Source organism: Arthrobacter sp. ATA002 (assembly GCF_026898095.1).
Classification (GTDB): Bacteria; Actinomycetota; Actinomycetes; order Actinomycetales; family Micrococcaceae; genus Arthrobacter_B.
The window spans coordinates 262,106-280,071 of record NZ_CP114015.1; the positions used below are offsets into that span (position 1 = coordinate 262,106).

Consider the following 17,966-nt stretch of genomic DNA (forward strand, 5'->3'; position numbering starts at 1 on the left):
GGAGGCAACATGGCAGGCGAGACAACTATTACCGTCGTCGGCAACCTAACGAATGATCCGGAACTCCGGTTCACCCCGTCAGGTTCGGCAGTGGCGAACTTCACCATTGCCTCGACTCCGCGGACCTTCGACCGGCAGTCAAATGACTGGAAGGACGGCGAAACGCTGTTCCTCCGGGCCTCTGTCTGGCGCGAAGCTGCTGAGAACGTGGCCGAATCCCTGACCAAGGGGACGCGTGTTGTTTGCCAGGGCCGCCTGAAGTCGCGTTCGTACGAAACCAAAGAGGGCGAAAAGCGCACTGTTATGGAGCTTGAGGTCGATGAGATCGGCCCCTCGCTTCGGTACGCTTCCGCGAAGGTCACCCGCACCCAGCGCTCCGGCGGCGGTGGCGGCGGCTTTGGCGGCAACAGCGGAAACTCCGGAAACAGCGGCTTCGGCGGCAATTCCAACCCCGCATGGGGCGGAGGCCAGCAGCAGCCGCAGGCTGCGCCGGCCGATCCCTGGGGTGCACCGGCAGGCGGCGGCAACGCCGGCGGCTGGGGCAACGGACCGGATTCCAACGATCCGCCCTTCTAAATCTCGACCGGAGAGCGGCACCTCCCCCGGGGGAACGTCCTTCTCTTCACCCCTGCGCCTCCGGGCGCAACCTCGAGACGGCATTCGCCGTCGAGCCCATCCCGTGGAATGATCCACGGGCTCCACTAGACATAAGGAGCTCCACGATGGCTAAGGCTGAACTTCGCAAGCCCAAACCAAAGTCCAATCCCTTGAAGGCCGCTGACATCACTGTCATCGACTACAAGGACGTAGCATTGCTGCGCAAGTTCATTTCCGACCGCGGAAAGATCCGCGCCCGTCGCGTAACTGGCGTAACCGTGCAGGAACAGCGCAAAATTGCACAGGCGATCAAGAATGCCCGTGAAGTTGCTCTCCTGCCGTACTCCGGCGCTGGCCGCGGCTAAGGAAAGGAACCCTAACTCATGGCAAAGCTCATTCTGACCCACGAAGTAACCGGTCTCGGCGCTGCCGGCGACGTCATCGAGGTAAAGGACGGTTACGCACGTAACTTCCTGCTGCCCCGCGGCTTCGCTCTGACCTGGACCAAGGGTGGCGAGAAGCAGGTTGAGTCCATCAAGACTGCCCGCGCCGCCCGCGAGCACGCTTCCTCGAAGATGCTCAGAAGCAGGCTGCTGCGCTCTCCGCCAAGCCGGTCACGCTGACCGTCAAGGCAGGCGAGTCCGGACGCCTCTTCGGTACCGTCAAGCCCGCCGACGTTGCCGCTGCTGTCGAAGCTGCCGGTCTCGGCGCCATCGACAAGCGCAAGGTCGAATTGCCGACGCACATCAAGTCGGTTGGTTCCTTCCAGGCCAACGTTCGTCTGCACGACGACGTAGCTGCTGTCATCGACCTCAACGTCGTAGCCAGCTAGCACGGTCATTTGTGCGCCTCCGGGCGTGCACGAAGCGCCCTCCGCCTGTTGGCGGGGGCGCTTTTGCGTGCCTGCGGCACTATCCACAGCCGCCGTGCACCTGCTGTGGATATCGGCTGTGGAAATCGGGGATAACCGAGCCCCATAGGTGGGATTCCACCATCTGTCAACCTGCAGGTAGGGGGTGAACGTTGAGAAAAAATAGTCGCTATACACAGGTGTGTATCAACGTTTGCCCTAGTCAGAGCTATGTTCGGCCGGAAATTAATAGTTTATCCACACCCTTATGCCCAACCTGTGCACAAGACACGCCCAGTTATGAACATCTTGTCCACAAGGTCTGTGGATAACTCGTTTGGGGGCGGGGGATTTGACGGCTACGGTTGCGGGTGAATCCCATCTAATCAACTCTCTGCCCGTCACCGGGCCGGCACCGGACGTCCACGGCGGCCGCCGCACCCGAAAGTGTCACCGGGGCGGGATAGACCTGAATCAGCTGCCACCGGGCAGGGATCGCACCACAGCAGTACCTTGGGAAAGGGTTACACAGTGTCGCTCACGCATGCTGACGCACCGGCATCGAGCTCCGGCTCCGACTTCGCCCGCACACCGCCGCAGGATCTGGTTGCCGAACAGTCAGTCCTGGGCGGCATGATGCTCTCCAAGGACGCGATCGCAGACGTGGTCGAGGTTCTCCGCGGCGTGGACTTTTACCGCCCCGCGCATGAATCGATTTTCGAAGCAATCATCGACCTGTACGGCCGGGGGGAGCCGGCCGACGCCGTCACCATCTCGGACGAACTCACGAAGCGCGGCGAGATTGGCCGCATCGGCGGGCCCGCCTACCTCCATACCCTGATCCAGTCGGTCCCCACGGCAGCCAACGCCGGCTTCTACGCGGAGATCGTGCGTGAGCGGGCCGTGCTGCGCCGCCTGGTGGACGCGGGAACAAAGATTGTCCAGCTCGGGTACTCCGGCGACGGCATGGAGGTCGACGACATCGTCAACGCCGCCCAGGCCGAGGTGTTCGCTGTCGCGGAGCGGCGCACCGCCGAGGACTACGTTCCCCTGAAGGACATCATCGAAGGCACCGTCGATGAAATCGAAGCCGCCCAGCATAAGGGCGAGGGAATGACCGGTGTGCCCACCGGCTTCTACGAGCTCGATGAGCTGACCCAGGGACTCCATCCGGGGCAGATGATCGTGATTGCCGCCCGGCCGGCCGTGGGTAAGTCCACCTTTGCCCTCGACTTTGCCCGCTCCGCCGCGATCAAGAGCAACATGACCACGGTGTTTTTCTCGCTGGAAATGGGCCGCAACGAGATCGCGATGCGCCTGCTCTCGGCCGAGGCCACGATTGCCCTCCAGGACCTGCGCAAGGGAACCATCAAGGATGAGCAGTGGGGCAAGATCGCCACCACCATGGGACGGATGAACGAGGCGCCGCTGTTCATCGACGACAGCCCCAACATGTCGCTGATGGAAATCCGCGCCAAGTGCCGGCGGCTGAAGCAGCGGCATGACCTGAAGCTCGTGGTCCTTGACTACCTTCAGCTGATGTCCTCCGGCAAGAAAGTGGAATCACGCCAGCAGGAAGTGTCCGAGTTCTCCCGTGCCCTGAAGCTGCTGGCCAAGGAACTTGAAGTCCCCGTCATCGCCCTGTCCCAGCTGAACCGCGGTTCCGAACAGCGCACCGACAAGAAACCGATGATTTCGGACCTTCGTGAATCGGGGTCCATCGAGCAGGACGCCGACATGGTCATCCTGCTCCACCGCGAGGACATCTACGACAAGGAGTCCCCGCGTGCCGGCGAAGCCGACGTGATCGTCGCCAAGCACCGTAACGGCCCCACCAAGACCATCACCGTGGGCTTCCAGGGCCACTACTCCCGGTTCTCCAACATGGCAGTCGAAGGCGGCTCGGGCTTCTAGCCCAACAGGGGCCGCGGGGTCCCGCGGACTAGAATCGTTACTGCCGGCCGGCGGCTGTTCCCTGCCCGACTTTCCCCGTCCGGCTGTTTCCTGCCCCAACCGCTTCAAGGAGATTTCCGTGCCCAAGTCCAAACCCCGCAAGAAGGCCGCCGCCAAGAAGAAGCTGGCCCGCCGCACGGAGCACGAGACGAACCTGCTCTTTGGAAACACACCGGCCTTCGTCAGCGACGAAGGCGAAGCACTGCTCACGGCCCGCGGCTGGATCAGCGAACGAAGCCAGCCCGGCGGCGCCGACCAGGGCGACGCCTGGTACTGGATGCCTTCGCAGCTGCCCGCCTACCTGGAGGAGGGCGAGCCGGTGCCCACCTCCGTCTTCCCCCTGGAGACCGGATTCGTCAGCCAGCTTGCGACGCCGGACGGGTCGGTTCCGCCCGAGGCGCAGACCGAGTACGCCTCCCTCGAAGAGCTGGAAGCCGACCTTGGCCGGCTCGAGGCCTACCGTGTTCCCAGCGGCTCCTGGACCGTGCTGGGCGGAGGTCCGGGCCGGGACGAAACCCCCGGTGAGCTCATAGACACCATTGCCGAGGAATGGGAACTGGTGGCCGAGCTGATCCACTTCCCCTACAGCACCGGGCCCGGACCGCGCTCCTTTGACGCTGTCGGGCAGGCCCGCAGCGAAGGCCGCCTCACCGAGTACGCCTACCGCTCCGTCCTTGCCGGGCGCGGCTTGCCGGCTCCGGAATAGTCCGGGCCCCGGACCGGGCCCCCGGACCCGGACCACGGACCCGGACCGGCGGGATCAGAGGCCGGAGCCCGGTGTCGGGGCGGCGCCGCGGCCGCGGCTGGAAGCGAGCTGCCACGGCACACTGGCCACCATGATGCCGGGTTCGAAGTGCAGCCGGGCCTTAATGCGCAGCGCGGTTTGGTTGTGCACCAGCTGTTCCCACCAGCGTCCGACGACGTACTCGGGAATGTAGACCACGAAGAGTTCGCGCGGGGCGGCCCGCCGCGCCTCGCGCAGATAGTCCAGGACCGGGGAAATGGTTTCCCGGTAGGGCGAGGACAGGACGGTCAGCGGCACCGGGATCCGCATCCGCTCCCACTCCCCGAGGACGCGCTCGGTGTCCTCGGGATCAATGTCCACAATGATGGCGTTCAGGCTGGACGGCCGGGAAGCCCGGGCATAGGCCAGCGCGCGGAGGGCTGGTTTGTGGACCTTCGACACCAGGATCACGGCGTTTACCCGCGACGGGAGGGCCAGCCCCCCTGGGCTGTCCTCGACGGAGAGTTCCCGGCCACGGCGTCGTAATGCGCCCGAATACTGAACATCAGCAGGTACAGCCCGCCCATTGCCAGCAGGGCTATCCATGCTCCGTGCGTGAACTTGGTGACGAGGACGATCAGAAGCACCAGCGCGGTCATACCGAATCCGACGGCGTTGATGGCCCGGGAACGCTTCATCCGGTGTCTGGCCTCGCGGCTGCGTTCGGTCCGCAGCTTTGCGGTCCAGTGCCGGATCATGCCCAGCTGGCTGGCCGTGAATGACACGAAGACCCCGACGATGTAGAGCTGGATCAGGCGGGTCACGTCGGCGTCGAAGACGATAATCAAGGCCAGGGCTCCCAGCCCCAGGGCAATGATGCCGTTGCTGAACGCCAGGCGGTCTCCGCGGGTCCGCATTTGCCGGGGCAGGAAACCGTCCTTTGCCAGGATGGAGGCCAGCACCGGGAACCCGTTGAACGCGGTGTTGGATGCGAACACCAGGATCAGCCCGGTGGCGGCCACCACAATAAAGAAGGGAATGCTGCCGTCGCCGAAGACGGTTTCCGCGAGTTGGCTGATAACCGGGTGCTGCACGTATTCGGGCCCCACCGGGCTGCCGTTCAGCGTCAGCTGGGTTTCCGGGTCCTGGACCACCCGGACGTCGGTGGCGCTGGCCAGGGCCAGGATTCCAGCGAGCATGGAAGCTGACACCACACCCAGCAGCAGCAGCGTAGTGGCCGCGTTGGTGCTCTTCGGTTTGCGGAACGTGGGCACGCCGTTGCTGATGGCCTCCACGCCGGTCAGGGCTGCGGCGCCCGAGGAGAAGGCGCGCAGCAGCAGGAACGCTCCGGCCAGCCCCACCAGTCCGCTGTCCAGCCCGGACTCCGGAACAAGGTCAAACGCGGCGGACGGCGAAGCGTCCAGGGTTCCCGTGGCCGCCTGGAAGGCACCGAAAGCGCACATGCCGAGCACCGATGCCATGAACAAATAGGTGGGGACGGCAAAAGCGCGCCTGCCTCGCGGATGCCCCGCAGATTCACCAGGACCAGCACTGCCACCCCGGCGGCAGCGATGGGTGCCTGCAGGCCGTTAAGCCCCGGCACCGCCGTGACCAGGTAGTGGGAGGCCGAGGACATGGACACCGCAACCGTGAGGACATAGTCCACCAGCAGGGCGGATGCCACTGTCAGCCCCGCCGGCTTCCCCAGATTGGCGCTGGCGATTTCATAGTCTCCGCCGCCGGAAGGATACGCATACACATTCTGCCGGTAGGAGGCCACCACCGTCAGCAGGACCACCACGACTGCCAGCCCAACCCAGGGTGAAAGTGTCACGGCGGTCACGCCGGCCAGTGCGAGGGTCAGCAGGATTTCATCGGGCGCGTACGCCGCTGACGACAGGGCGTCGGACGCATATACGGGGAGGGCGATGCGCTTGGGCAAAAGAGTCCGTGAGAGCCGCTCGTTGCCGTACGGACGCCCGACAAGAATGCGCTTTAACGCATTGAAGAATGTGAGCACGTGGACAAACCCTAGACCCGGCACCCGCGGCTGTCCACAAGACGCCGGTGCTCGGAATATGAGCTTTCGCACAGCCTGTCCGCCGGCTTATAGCAGATCAGCGTATTCAAGCGGATCTCGGAAGGATAACGATTGAGTGTGACCGATACCAATTTGGACTCGGCCATGGGTTGTTTTAACGTGGTTAATGGTTCGGGAAAGCCCGGACCCCGAGCCGGGCCAGTAGATGTCCGGCGACCAGGCTGGCACCACTAGGGTGCAGCCGCACGCTCGGTGCCGCGAGCCACCAGATGCCGCCACTTCGTCAGGCACCGTAACCATGCCCTCTATTCGTCATGGGTTGGCGGCAGCGTAGGGAAGCCCTGGGAAGGGTGGAACGCCGGTGGGCCCTTGGAGCAGCCAACACTAATGACCAAGTCTAAGATCAGCCGAAACGTGCGCCGGGGACTCGCTGTTGCAGCCATCTCAGGTGCAGGCCTCGCCCTGACCGCGGTACCTTCCCAGGCTGCCGACACGAGTACGTGGGATGCACTGGCGCAGTGCGAAAGCGGCGGTAACTGGAGCATCAACACCGGCAACGGGTTCTCCGGCGGACTGCAGTTCCTCCCGAGCACCTGGGCCGCTTACGGCGGCACCGGCGATCCGTCCTCCGCTAGCCGGGAAGAGCAGATTGCCGTGGCCGAACGCGTTCTTGCCGGGCAGGGCTGGGGTGCCTGGCCCGCCTGCTCCGCCAAGCTGGGCCTGTCCGGCGGTGCCACCGGTTCGGTAAGCACCCAGAGCCAGACCGTGGCCCCGCAGGAGTCCGCCGTCCCGCAGACCACGCAGGAATATGTGGCACCGGAAACTCCGCAGCAGTATGTTGCCGAAGCACCGGTCCAGGAAACTGTTCCCGCCGAGACTTACACCGCACCTGAAACTCCGGTGGCACCGGAGGCCGTAGTGCCGCAGACCCCGGTGCAGGTCCTGCCCGAGGCCCAGGCCCCTGCGGCCGCCCCGGTTCAGACCCCGGCTCCGGCCCTGAGCGGTGAAACCTACACCATCCAGTCCGGTGACACGCTGTCCAGCATCGCCGAGCGGCTGGGGATCGAGGGTGGCTGGGAGGCGCTGTACAACGCCAACACCGGCACGATCATCCACCCGGACCTGATCTTCACCGGCCAGGTGCTGCAGCTGCCGGCCTAACACCGGCCCCGGAAACGGAACAACCCGGGAACGGGACAATTAGGAAGAGCCGCGAACCGCGGCTCTTCCAACCAGCAGGCGCCCCGCCAACAGGCGGGGTGCCTGCCCTGTTAATACTCCCCGGCAGTTCTCCGGGCAGCCGGAACCCGGCGTTACCCGCCGGCAACGGACTGCAGGATCAGGACCTCGGCTCCCGGCGGCACCGGGCTGGCCAGACCGTCGAGGGCCCGCAGCTCCTCACCGTCAATGTAGACGTTGACGTAGCGGCGGAGCCTGCCGGCCTCATCCCGGATCCGGCGCTCCAACCGGGGATAGTCCACGGCCAGCCCGTCGAGCAGCCGGGCTGCCGTAAGTCCCGCCCCGGCTGCGCATTCCAGCTCACGCCGCCCGCCGGCGGCGGCGGACAGGGCCGCCGGAAGGAGCAGGCGCACCGGTTCCGCAGTCATCAGCCCGGTTCCGCCGAAACCATCCCGGCGCGGACACAGAGCACGTCGGGCAGGTTTCCGGCCACCAGCGAGAAGGTGTCCCCCTCGTCGGCGCTCGCGAAGACCTGGCCGCCGCGGGTGCCGAAGTACACCCCCGCCGGTTCGGCAGTATCCACGGCGGCCGCATCGCGGAGTACGGCGTTATAGTCCGTTTCGGGCAGGCCACGGTCCAGCCGGGTCCAGCTGCCGCCGGCATCGGTGCTGCGGTACACGGCCGGATGGCCGTCCGGCGGAATCCGCTCGCCGTCCGCCTTCAGGGGAATGGTCCAGATGGTCCCGGGCCGGGTGGGATGGGCCAGCATGACAAAACCGAAATCCGCGGGCAGCCCGTCAGCGATCGAGATCCAGGAGTCACCGCCGTCGTCCGTCCGGTACACGCCGTGGTGGTTTTGCGCGTACAACCGGCGGGGGTCGCCGGCGTCGCGGGCAGCCTTGTGCACGCATTGGCCGAACTCCGGGTTCGGGTCGGGCAGGAAATAAGCGCTGATGCCGTGGTTGCGCGGGGTCCAGGAGCCGCCGCCGTCGTCGGTCCTGTACACCCCCGCCGCGCTGATCGCCACGAGCATGCTGTCGTCCGCCGGGCTGGGCAGGACCGTGTGCGCTGCCGCACCGCCGAAACCGGCACCCCACTCACTGCGGTGCGGGTGGTCCCAGAAGGGGCGGTTCAGTTCAAAGTGCCCGCCGCCGTCGGTGGACCTCCACACCGAGATGGGTTCGGCCCCGGCCCACACCACCCCCGGCCGTGCTTCGCTGTCCGGCTGCAGCTGCCAGACCCGGGCCAGCGCCTCGCCGGTGTCTTCCGGAAACCGGACGGCGCCGTCTGCAGGTTCGCTCCAGGTGGCACCGAGGTCGTCCGAGTGCACAACGCAGGGACCCCAGTGCCAGTTCATGATGCCCGCGAGAATTCGTGGCCTGCCGCCGCGCGTATCAATCGCAACGGAGGCCACTTCATCCATCAGGAAATGCGGACCGGTCACATTCCAGGTCCGCCGGTCCGGGCTGTCCGCCAGCCACAGGCCCTTCTTGGTGCCGATGGCCAGGACCGCGCTGTCCCCGTTGCTCATGCGAATATTCGACCACGCACCGCACCTCCGGACAAGGCCCAGCTGCGGAAGCCCGCATGGAAATACTTCCTTCTCTCCGGTAGGTATGAGGGATGTCTTTCCTGTACCCGGGCGGTGCCCGGTGATCTACATTGACCCGCCGCTGTGGCCGGCACACAATACCGTGTTCTCCCATCTGGTGTCCGATGCCTCAGTGGCGGAACTGCATGCCTTCGCCGCGGACGCCGGTATTGCCTTCCGCGCCTTCGACCTGGACCACTACGATGTTCCGGCCAGCCGCTACCGGGATCTGGTGGCCCGCGGAGCGGTGGAGGTCGACGGCGGAACCCTGGTGCGCCTGCTGATCCGCAGCGGACTGCGGATCAAGGCGCGGGAGCGCAGCGCCTCCCTGGTGCATCCGCTGCTCGCGCGGTGGGAGGCGCTGCTGCCGGAAGCCGGGAGCTGGGCGCGGAACTGCTGAACCGGTGGGGCGAGCCGCACCGCCGGTACCACGACCGGCGGCATCTGCTCGCGGTCCTGGAAGCGGCGGAGCTGCTCTGGAGCGGCCCGCCGCCGCGTCCGGTCCTCCTGGCCGGATGGTTCCACGATGCCGTGTACCGCGGGCGCGCCGACGACGAGGAACAGTCGGCGCTGCTGGCCGGAGCCCTGCTGGCCGAGGCGGACATTCCGGGACAGGAAATCAGTGAGGTGCAGCGGCTCGTCCTGCTGACGGCGGGGCACGCTCCTGCGGCCGGTGACGAGGCCGGCCAGGTGCTGTGCGATGCGGACCTGTCCGTGCTGGGCCGGGAACCGGCGGCCTATGCCCGCTACCTGTCGGACGTGCGGCATGAGTACCGGAACCTGGACGATGCGGCGTTTGCCGCCGGACGGACCCGGGTGGTCCGCGGGCTGCTCGCCCTGCAGCCCCTTTTTCCACGGCGGCGGCCCGGGAGCTGTGGGAGGAACCGGCCCGGCGGAACCTGGCCGCCGAACTCCTCCCGGCCGGCGGAACCAGCGGCCGGCCCGAACCCGGGGCCGGCCCCGGGAGCTCCACTGCGCATCAGGGGCCGCCGGCATGAGCAGCGGCGGGCAGCCCTGGGCCGGACACGTGAAGGGCAGCCGGGGATACCGCGGCGTCCTCATCGGCCTGGCCGCAGCCGGCATGGCCACCTTCGCCCAGCTGTATTCACTGCAGGGGGTGCTGCCGGGACTGGCTGCTGATCTGGACATTTCGGCCGCTTCGGCGGCGCTGACGGTTTCCGCCGCCACGCTGGGGCTGGCCGCGGCCGTCATTCCCTGGTCTGCGGCCGCTGACCGCTTCGGCCGGCTGCCGGTGATGCGGCTGGCCATCCTTGCGGCCGTCGTGCTGGGCCTGGCGGTTCCCCTGAGCCCCAACCTGCCCGTCCTGCTGGTGCTGCGCTTCGTCGAGGGCGCGGCCATGGGCGGAATCCCCGCCGTCGCGCTGGCCTACCTCAGCGAGGAAGTATCCCGGGTGCATGCCGCCGTCGCGGCGGGCAGCTACGTTTCGGGCACCACCATCGGCGGGCTGGCCGGCCGCATCGTGGCCGCACCGCTCAGCGAGGCCGCCTCCTGGCGGGTCGGCGTCGGCACCGTGAGCCTCCTGGCCGCGGCGGCCGCCGTGGTCTTTCTGCTGACGGCGCCCAAGCAGCAGGGGTTTTCGCCGCTGCGGCGGTCGGACCCCGGTCCGGGCCTGGGCGGACGGCTGCTGGCCCAACTGCGCGATCCGCGGCAGGTCAGCCTGTACCTGCAGGCATTCCTGCTGATGGGCGGATTCGTCGCCGTGTACAACTATTTGGGCTTCCGGCTGGGCGGGGCACCGTTTTCGCTGCCGCAGAGCGTCATCAGTCTCCTGTTCCTGGCCTACCTGGCCGGAACCTGGTCCTCCCGCGCCGCCGGAAGCCTGGCCGGCCGGCTGTCAGCACACGGCGGCCGCCGGACGGTCCTGCTGGGTGCCATAGCAGTGATGGCCGGCGGGCTGGCCCTGACGCTGGCCGAGTGGCTTCCGGCCATGGTCGCGGGGCTGGTGGCCTTCACCGCCGGTTTCTTCGCCGCGCACTCCATCGCCTCCGGCTGGGCGCCGTTCCTGGCCACAGAGGGCCGGGCGCAGGCCTCCTCCCTGTATAACCTGTGCTACTACGCCGGCTCCAGCGTGCTCGGCTGGACCGGAGGCTTTTTCTTCCAGGCCTGGGGCTGGGGCGGGCTGAGCGCCTTTGTGGGAGTGCTGCTGGCAGCGGCCGCCGCGGCAGCCGCCGTCGTGCTCGCCCCGGAAGCGGGGGCAGCACCGGCGCGGCCCGCCTCCGAAAAACCGTAGGCTGGTTTCGTGGGCAACACTTCGTCGCAGACTTCCAGCCCGGCCCTGAGCCGGCGCATCCTCGCACTGGCCGTTCCGGCGCTGGGTGCCCTCATCGCCGAACCACTGTTCCTGATCGCCGATTCCGCCATCGTGGGGCACCTGGGCGTCAACCAGCTCGCCGGAGTGGGGCTGGCGTCCACTGTGCTGCAAACCGCCGTCGGCCTCATGGTGTTCCTGGCGTACTCGACCACCGGAACCGTGGCGCGCTACCTGGGCGGCGACCGGCACCGCGAGGCCGTGGCGGCGGGCCGCGACGGCATCGGCCTGGCGCTGATCCTGGGCGTGCTGCTCTCCGCCGCCGGCATCCTGGCCGCACCGTGGCTGGCCTCCGCACTGGGAGCCACCGGAGAGGTCCACCGGTACGCGGTGGACTACCTGCAGTATTCCATGCCGGGGCTGACCGCCATGCTGGTGGTGCTGGCCGCCACCGGCGTGCTGCGCGGACTGCAGGACACCCGCACCCCGCTGGCGGTGGCCGGCGTCGGCTTCGGTGTGAACATTGGGCTGAACTATCTGCTGGTGTACGGCTTTAACCTGTCAGTGGCCGGTTCCGCGCTGGGGACAAGCATCACGCAGTGGGGAATGGCCGGGGTGTATCTGGTGCTGGTGGGCCGGATGGCACGGCGGGCAGGAGTTCCACTGCGCCCCACGGCCGCGGGCATCCGGGCCACCGCCCACGTGGGGTCCTGGCTGATGCTGCGGACGCTGAGCCTGCGGCTGGCCGTGCTCGCCGCAGTATTCGTGGCCACGGCCCAGGGCCCGCAGTCCCTGGCGGCCCATCAGCTGGTGATGACCGTCTTCACCTTCCTGGCCTTCGCCCTGGATGCCCTGGCCATCGCTGCGCAGGCACTCATCGGCAAGGAACTGGGCGCCGGCAACCGGGCCCTGGCGCGGGAGCTGACCCGGAGAATGATCCGCTGGGGTGTCGGATTCGGGGTGGGAACCGGCGCGCTGCTGGCGGCGGCGGCGCCCTTTGCCGGCTGGATCTTCACGCCCGACGCCGGTGTCCAGTCCGCGCTGACCGCCGGACTGTGGGTGCTCGCAGCATCCCAGCCGATATGCGGGCTGGTGTTTGTGCTGGACGGCGTGCTCATCGGCGCCGGCGACGCCCGCTACCTGGCGCTGACCGGAGTGCTGAACCTGCTGGCCTACCTGCCGCTGCTGTGGTGGGTGCAGGCCGCCGGCCTGGCCGGGCCCGGCGGCATCGCCTGGCTGTGGGCTGCCTTCGCCCTTGGTTACATGAGCGCGCGGGCGGTGACCCTGACCTGGCGGATCCGGCAGGATGCGTGGATGGTCACCGGGGCGGCGCCGGGCGCGGCAAGCGACTAAGCTTGTGGGTGGCCAACCGGCCATGCGCTCGTTATTTGAAAGTGGAGGCTCAGCAGTGGCAGATTCGAACCACGGCACCCCGTGGGCGCCGATCCTGCTGCGCGCGGCCGCAGCGGCAGCCTTTGGCATCCTGACCATCTTCTGGCAGTCACCCGGCGTGGGCGTCCTGTCGGTCGCCGGCGGACTGTACCTGCTGTTCACCGCGGGCGCCGTCTGGCGGATGGCAGCGCTGGCAGGTGCCCGTGCCGAAACCCGGATCCGCAGCCTGCAGCTCCTGGAAGCCGGCGTGTACGCGGTGGCCGGCCTCGCCGTCGCCGCGTTCCGTTCCGCCGAGGCTTTCTGCGCGGCAGCGGGCGCCGCACTGCTGGTTGGAGGTGCGGTGGAACTCTACCTTGGGCCAAGGCCCGCGGCACGTTCCTTCCGGCCCGGGACTGGCTGATCACGGGAGTGGTGAGCCTGGGGACGGCCGCCATCCTTGTCGCCGTTCAAATCATGGGACTGGGCGCCCACGCGATGCTGGGGGTCACCGGCGGCTCCGCCATCATCATCGCGGTGGTCCTGGCCACCTCGGGACTGGGGGCCCGCTGGGACGCCCGGACCCCGTCGGCACCGAAGCCGGCTGCAGCCGCCCGGGAAAAGCCGTAAACTGAACAACTCTGGGTTCTACGCACTGTAGAACCCACGGACATCAACGCAGCAGGAGGAAAAACAGTGGCGAACAGCTCATCCGGTGGACCGCAGAAGCGGAACTCCGTGAAGGCCCCGCTCATTTTCTCGGCCGTGCTGGCCCTGGTCGCGGGCATCGCCACCATGATCTTCGCCACGGGCGGTGCGGACAAGGAACTGCGCCTGGACCTGGCCGTTACCGCTGCCGGCATTGCGTTTATTGTTTCGCTGCTGATTTGCTCGCTGCTGCTGATGACGGAAAAGCCGAACCCGGACCACCTGAGCGAGGGCTCCGGCGTGCACCGCAGCTCGGCCAAGATCCCCGGCGGCGCCGGCAGCGTGGGCGGCCCCGGGGCCCCGGTTCAGCCGGGCACCGCGCCCAACGCAGCCGACGGCGGCTCCCGCCCCGCCGACCCCACGGCTTAAGTCCGCGGTCCGCGGGGCAGCAGCTGCCGCGGCCTCAGTCGAAGATCTCCTTGCTGATGTCGGTCGGGGCGTCATACCGGCGTTCGGGCAGGTTCTGCAGCGCGTCCAGTACCGACGAATCCGCCTTGGCTCCCTGGGCTTTTTTCACGATGTCGTCCCTGGACGCGGGATAGTCCAACCCGCCCAGCGCCTTCTGAATGTCGATGGGGCTCGGTTTGTCCGCCATGGTGCTCCTTCGATTGGTGGTAGCTGTGCTCACTGTCCGAACACCTGCTCGGCAGCGTCTGTGGAACGGTCCGGGACCGTTGTGGGTGATTCCAAATGCACGGCACCGGACGGGAGCAGGCCTGCTCCGCCGTACTTCTCCATAACCCGCCACTGTGCCGCAACATCCTCGCCGGCGTGACCCGGCGGCAGGTCCTGCCAGAAACCAAATCCGCCGCAGTCCACGAGTTTGGCGCGGTCAAAGAGCACGCACGCCCCCACCCAGGCCACTTTGTACAGCTGCCAGGCCCCGGCGGGAAGGCCCAGGCCCGCGGCAAGGTGGGTGAGGTTCGCGGCGTTGTGCAGCGGCCAGCGGCCGAAGCCCGGCCCGCCCCGGCGGATCCGTTCCGGACGCACGGGTCCGGACCACGGTTCGAAGGACTCCTGCTCACCGGGCCGCCGGTCCTGCAGGTAGGACAGACCCTGCACCGCAGCACCGACAAATCCGCAGCCGGCCTCCGCCAGCGCACCGGCCATCCGCCGGAGCATGTCCGGCTCCAGCCAAACATCGTTGTCCAGATAGAGCACCAGCGGGGCGTCGGCCAAATCCAGCAGGTGCTGGCGCTGCTGGGCGAGGCCGCGCACCGGCAGGTTCCGCTCCAGCCGTACCGGCCGGCCCTGGGCGCGGAGCACCCGGACCATGGCGGCCGCCGCCGGATGGTTCCACGACGGCTCCGCGGAACTTTGGTCGCTGACCACCACGCCAAAGTCCGGGCCGTCCTGCGCGGCCAGCCCGGCCAGGGTCACACCGAATTCGGCCGCGCGGTTCCGGGTGGGAATCAGGACCTGCAGGAAACCGGCCGGCCGTTGCCCGCGGCGCCGGCGCCCTCCAGCCCCCATTCGCCGGACCATCTCCGGTTCATGGCCCGGCCCCTGCTTCCTCCCGGCTTCCATCCCCGCCGGCCTCCACCGGGTCCGCTGCCGGCCGCGCCTGCTCCTCCACCGGCCGGCCGGCTGCGGGACGCCGGCGCACCGCCGATGCCTGGATCCGCTCCACTACGGCACTGGTGGAATGGTCCGCCACATAGTCCAGGATCCGCACCTGGCCGCCGGCGGCCAGCACCACCGGCGTTTCCTGCAGCATTTCGGGGGAGTAATCCCCGCCCTTGGCATAAACGTCCGGGCGCAGCGCTTCAATCAGCGGAATCGGCGTATCGGTGTCAAAGACGGTGACGTAGTCCACGCAGCTCAGCGCGGCGATCACTGCCGCACGGTCGTGGACCGGGTTGATCGGGCGGCCTGGTCCCTTCAGGCGTGCCACCGAGCCGTCGCTGTTCAGCGCCACCACGAGGATGTCGCCCAGGGCCTTCGCCTGCTGCAGATAGCGGGTATGGCCGCGGTGCAGTACATCAAAGCAGCCGTTGGTGAGCACTATCCGCTTGCCCGCCGCCCGGTCCGCGGCCACGCGGGCGCGCAGCTCCCCATGGGGCAGCGCCGTGTCGGCCAGCGCCGTCAGATGCAGTGCCAGGTCCGCCGACGTGCAGACGGAAGTTCCGGCGCGCTGCACCACGATATCGGCGGCGTTCTGGGCCAAATCCGCCGCGGTACTCAGCGGAAGGCCGGCAACGCGGGCCAGGGTCAGGCACGCCACAAACGTGTCACCGGCCCCGGAGGCGTGCTTCTCCGCGGCGGGGCGGGCCCAGGTCCGGTGCACCCCACCGTCTCCGGCGACCAGGACGGTGCCCTCCCGGTCCAGGGTGACGACGGCGGATGCGGCGCCCGCGGCGCGGAGCAGGTCCCGGCCGCGGCTGATAATGTGACCGGCGCGGTCGGTCTGCGGTTCCAGGACCTCACCCAGCAGACGGGCGGTTTCCTGCGCGTTGGGCGTGACGACGTCGGGCTCCAGCCCGGCCCAGAGCGCCGGATCATGGGCGTCGACCACGGTAAACCTGCTGCCGCGGGCGGCGGCCAGCGCCTCCCGCAGCAGTCCGTGCAGCAGCCCGCTCCCGTAATCGCAGACCACCACCGCGTCCGTGCCCTGCAGCCAGGCCTCCAGCGCCGCAGCAATGCGTTCCTCCGCATCGGCCGGCACCGGGCTCCCGCCGTCGTCCATTCGCAGCAGCACCTGATCCCCGGCCTGCACCCGGTACTTGGTTGCCGTCCGGGCGGCCGGATGGGAGTGCATCTGCCGCAGGTCGATGCCCGCGGCCGCCAAAGGCCGCGCAGACGGCGGCCTGGCCCGTCCTCGCCCACCAGCCCCGCCAGTTGTACCCGGGCGCCGAGGGACTGAAGATTCATGGCGGTGTTGGCGGCGCCGCCCGGCGAGTAGTCCCGCCGCCCAATGTCCACCACGGGGGCTGGAGCTTCCCGGCAGAACCGGTCCGTGGTGCCGGAGAACCAGCCGTCCAGCATGACATCGCCAATGACGGCAATGCGGGGTGCCAGCCCGGCCAGGCGGGCGGGCAGCCACGGAGCCAGGCTGCGCAGCCCGGCCAGGTCCTGCGGCCCGCTCACTCCAGCCTTCCCGCCTGCGGCAGGCCCACATGGACGACTTTGACCAGGCTGAACTCGTCCAACAGTTCGGGCCCGTAGCCGAAACCACTGCCGCTGTCTCCGCGGGGCTGGGCCGAACCGCCGGGAGCACCGCCGAAGACCGCGTTGATTTTCACGGTTCCCACGGGCAGGGCGGCCACGGCGCGGTGCGCGGAGTCGATGCGGGGCGTGAGCACGGTGGCGGCCAGGCCGAACCGGTCCGCGGCCGCCAGGGCGAGCCCCTCCTCGAAGCTGTCCACCACCTGCACGGGAGCAACCGGGCCGAAGGTTTCCTCCGTGAACACCGCCATTGGGTGCGAGCAGTTCAACAGCACGGTGGCCGGATAGAAGGCGCCCGGCCCGGGCGGGACCGTGCCTCCTTCGGCCAGCTCCGCGCCGCCGCGCACGGCCCCGGTGACCTGGGCATGTACTTCGGCCCGCAGCCGTTCATCCACCAGCGGGGCCCGCACCGCGTTCCGGTTGCGGCGCCGGGCTTCCCGGATCAAGGCCTCGCAGAACGGCCCGGCAACGGCGCGGTGGACATAGATGCGTTCGGCGGCGGTGCACATCTGTCCGTTGTTGCTGAAGGCTCCGAGGGCTGCCTGCTCCGCTGCCCAGTCCGGGTCCACTCCGGCGTCAATGAGCAGCGGATCATTGCCGCCATTCTCCCGGATGACGTGGGCACCGGTCAGGGCGCCGGCCCGGGCGATCCGTGCCCCGGTGACACTGGAGCCCACGTGGGCCAGCAGGTCGACCCCGCCCTCCAGGCTTAGCAGCGCCCCGGTTTCGGCGCCCCCGGGCAGGGTGGTGAAGATCCCGTCCGGGAAGAAGGGTGCGAGCAGTTCCCCGAGCAGCGCCCCGGTGTGCGGGGACCGTTCACTGGGTTTGTGGATGACGGCGTTGCCGGCCACCAGCGCCGCACCGATCAGGCCGGACGCCACCGCCACCGGATCATTCCACGGTGTGAGCAGCACGGCGACGCCGCGCGGTTCGGTGACGGTGTAGTCCGCCGCCAGCACCGGTCCGCGCAGGCTTCGTCCGCGGTGCACCGGTCCCAGTTCGGCGTATTGCTCCAGCGCGGCGACCCCGGCGGCCACGCCTTCCAGTGCCTCGTTCAGGGGCTTTCCGGTTTCCCGGGTGTTCAGGTCCGCCAGCTCCCGCGCATGTTCAGCCACCGCCGCTGCCGCCGCGCGGACCGCCCTGCCCCGCGCACTGGGATCCGTGGCCGCCCAGCCAAGACGGGCAGCCCGTGCGGCCCGGACAGCCGTTTCGACCTGGTCCCGGCCGGCGGCGTCCAGTTCGCCCACAAGGGTGCCGTCGGCCGGATTATGCACTGCCAGGCGTCCGGCCGGTAAATCCTTGCCGGGGGAGGCCTGGGTGGAAGCGGCGCTGGCGGACATGGAACTCCTCCGGATCGACGGTGCAGGGCAACTTCGTGTGTAGGGTTCCTACCCGTTTGGCCGCGCTTTACACGGATTTCCGGCGGAAGATTTTTTCTCCCTCCTGCGGTTGGGATCGACAGTGCGAGGACCTAGGGTGGGGCCAGGCAACAGCCAGGCTGCCAGCCGGAGAGCCGGTCCG

The 17,966-nt window shown here is 68.4% G+C and carries 15 protein-coding genes and 4 pseudogenes; 12 read left to right on the forward strand and 7 right to left on the reverse strand.

The features are described 5' to 3' along the window. Positions 1-9: 9 nt before the first annotated feature. The 5 genes and pseudogenes from OL239_RS01360 (at position 10) to OL239_RS01380 (ending at position 4,106) form a co-directional block, all read left to right on the forward strand. Positions 10-576 carry a single-stranded DNA-binding protein gene (locus tag OL239_RS01360; RefSeq protein WP_268910412.1) on the forward strand — a complete coding sequence of 189 codons (567 nt, stop codon included), beginning with the start codon at positions 10-12 and terminating at the stop codon, positions 574-576. Between the two features lie 146 nt (positions 577-722). Further along, a complete protein-coding gene (gene rpsR / locus OL239_RS01365) occupies positions 723-962 on the forward strand; it encodes a 30S ribosomal protein S18 (protein WP_003800144.1) in 240 nt (79 codons plus the stop codon). A gap of 18 nt (positions 963-980) precedes the next feature. Next, positions 981-1,429, forward strand: a pseudogene (rplI, locus tag OL239_RS01370) (50S ribosomal protein L9). A 549-nt stretch (positions 1,430-1,978) separates the two neighbouring features. Next, entirely contained in the window at positions 1,979-3,361 is a 1,383-nt protein-coding gene (gene dnaB / locus OL239_RS01375) for a replicative DNA helicase (RefSeq protein WP_268910413.1), read from the forward strand. A 118-nt stretch (positions 3,362-3,479) separates the two neighbouring features. Further along, the gene (locus OL239_RS01380) at positions 3,480-4,106 is read left to right on the forward strand and encodes a hypothetical protein (protein ID WP_268910414.1); all 627 of its coding nucleotides are present in this window, start codon (positions 3,480-3,482) and stop codon (positions 4,104-4,106) included. A gap of 54 nt (positions 4,107-4,160) precedes the next feature. Here the strand turns inward: OL239_RS01380 and OL239_RS01385 are convergent. Beyond that, a pseudogene (locus tag OL239_RS01385) lies at positions 4,161-6,144 on the reverse strand (APC family permease). Positions 6,145-6,552: 408 nt separating this feature from the next. Between OL239_RS01385 and OL239_RS01390 the strand changes: the two are divergent. Further along, positions 6,553-7,326, forward strand: a complete 774-nt coding sequence (locus OL239_RS01390; protein WP_268910415.1) for a transglycosylase family protein — start codon at positions 6,553-6,555, stop codon at positions 7,324-7,326. A 152-nt stretch (positions 7,327-7,478) separates the two neighbouring features. Here the strand turns inward: OL239_RS01390 and OL239_RS01395 are convergent, their stop codons facing one another. Beyond that, positions 7,479-7,772, reverse strand: coding sequence for a MoaD/ThiS family protein (locus OL239_RS01395; RefSeq protein ID WP_268910416.1), 294 nt, complete (start codon positions 7,770-7,772; stop codon positions 7,479-7,481). Then, the gene (locus OL239_RS01400; protein WP_268910417.1) at positions 7,772-8,875 is read right to left on the reverse strand and encodes a WD40/YVTN/BNR-like repeat-containing protein; all 1,104 of its coding nucleotides are present in this window, start codon (positions 8,873-8,875) and stop codon (positions 7,772-7,774) included. Before OL239_RS01400 ends, OL239_RS01395 begins: the two co-directional genes overlap by 1 nt. An 85-nt stretch (positions 8,876-8,960) precedes the next feature. Here OL239_RS01400 and OL239_RS01405 point away from each other — a divergent pair. The 6 genes and pseudogenes from OL239_RS01405 (at position 8,961) to OL239_RS01430 (ending at position 13,649) form a co-directional block, all read left to right on the forward strand. Next, positions 8,961-9,933 (forward strand): annotated as a pseudogene (locus tag OL239_RS01405) (DUF4031 domain-containing protein). Beyond that, positions 9,930-11,186, forward strand: coding sequence for an MFS transporter (locus OL239_RS01410; RefSeq protein ID WP_268910418.1), 1,257 nt, complete (start codon positions 9,930-9,932; stop codon positions 11,184-11,186). Before OL239_RS01405 ends, OL239_RS01410 begins: the two are co-directional and overlap by 4 nt. Before the next feature lie 9 nt (positions 11,187-11,195). Then, a complete protein-coding gene (locus tag OL239_RS01415) occupies positions 11,196-12,557 on the forward strand; it encodes an MATE family efflux transporter (RefSeq protein WP_268910419.1) in 1,362 nt (453 codons plus the stop codon). Positions 12,558-12,612: 55 nt separating this feature from the next. After that, entirely contained in the window at positions 12,613-12,996 is a 384-nt protein-coding gene (locus OL239_RS01420) for a hypothetical protein (RefSeq protein WP_268910420.1), read from the forward strand. An 11-nt stretch (positions 12,997-13,007) separates the two neighbouring features. Then, entirely contained in the window at positions 13,008-13,202 is a 195-nt protein-coding gene (locus tag OL239_RS01425; protein WP_268910421.1) for a hypothetical protein, read from the forward strand. Between the two features lie 66 nt (positions 13,203-13,268). Further along, a complete protein-coding gene (locus tag OL239_RS01430) occupies positions 13,269-13,649 on the forward strand; it encodes a hypothetical protein (protein ID WP_268910422.1) in 381 nt (126 codons plus the stop codon). A gap of 34 nt (positions 13,650-13,683) precedes the next feature. Here OL239_RS01430 and OL239_RS01435 read toward each other — a convergent pair whose 3' ends face one another. The 4 genes and pseudogenes from OL239_RS01435 to OL239_RS01450 all read right to left on the reverse strand — a co-directional run bounded on the left by OL239_RS01435 (position 13,684) and on the right by OL239_RS01450 (position 17,785). Then, the gene (locus OL239_RS01435) at positions 13,684-13,875 is read right to left on the reverse strand and encodes a DUF2795 domain-containing protein (RefSeq protein WP_268910423.1); all 192 of its coding nucleotides are present in this window, start codon (positions 13,873-13,875) and stop codon (positions 13,684-13,686) included. Between the two features lie 29 nt (positions 13,876-13,904). Then, entirely contained in the window at positions 13,905-14,753 is an 849-nt protein-coding gene (locus tag OL239_RS01440) for a glycosyltransferase family 2 protein (RefSeq protein WP_268910424.1), read from the reverse strand. A gap of 19 nt (positions 14,754-14,772) precedes the next feature. Beyond that, a pseudogene (gene rfaE2, locus OL239_RS01445) lies at positions 14,773-16,367 on the reverse strand (D-glycero-beta-D-manno-heptose 1-phosphate adenylyltransferase). Further along, positions 16,364-17,785 (reverse strand): aldehyde dehydrogenase family protein, encoded by a 1,422-nt coding sequence (locus OL239_RS01450; RefSeq protein ID WP_268910425.1) that lies wholly within the window; start codon positions 17,783-17,785, stop codon positions 16,364-16,366. Before OL239_RS01450 ends, rfaE2 begins: the two are co-directional and overlap by 4 nt. Positions 17,786-17,966: the final 181 nt, after the last annotated feature.